The following is a 747-nucleotide window of genomic DNA, read 5'->3' on the forward strand; positions in this document are numbered from 1 at the left end:
GCGGCAAAGTACTGGCCGAAAACCAGCATATCAGAGACATGACCATCATGACCAGGATCAGGGCATATCTGGAAAAACACTGCGAATGGGAGAGACTTCAGGAAGTACTTATCAACCACTGGAAGCGTGATGTCAACAACACCCACGTATTGCTCATGGACGCTACGTGTTACGAGTCATTCATACGGTTTCCAACCGATGTCAAACTGCTGTGGGAATGTTGTGAGTGGGTTTTTGAAAAACAGATGTTCAGATTCTGTTCCCAAATGGGGGTCAAAAGGCCCAGATCTAAATTCAGGGAGCAGAAAATTGCCCAGATGACTTATTCCAGAAAAAGGAAAAACAGTTTCAGGGAAACGCTCAGAAGAAGAAAAGCACTCGTTTATCTGCTCGGTAAAGGGATCGGCCAACTCCAGCAGATCCTCGACAGTAATAAAGGCGCAGATCTTGATTTGAAGGATTTTGCAAGGTTTGCAGTGATAAAAAAGGTTCACCGCCAGCAGGAGTTTTTGTTGGACAACCCGCCTGCGGCTTTAAAAGACAGAATAGTTTCCCTGCACAAACCTTATCTTAGACCTATTGTGAGGGGAAAAGAAAACAAGCCGGTTGAGTTCGGGGCCAAAGCCCATATCCTTCAGGTGGACGGACTCACGTTTATAGACAAACTTGATTTCAATGCCTTCAACGAATGTACAAGACTTAAGCTCTCCGTGGCCAAACACAGGAGATTTTTCGGCCCTGTAAACC

Annotated in this window: 1 pseudogene; it reads left to right on the plus strand. The window is 45.6% G+C overall.

Annotated elements, in window-relative coordinates:
• Window positions 1-747 (plus strand): annotated as a pseudogene (locus HMJ38_RS25105) (transposase); the annotation flags it as partial.

This window comes from Aquiflexum lacus (genome assembly GCF_015476655.1).
GTDB lineage: Bacteria > Bacteroidota > Bacteroidia > Cytophagales > Cyclobacteriaceae > Aquiflexum > Aquiflexum lacus.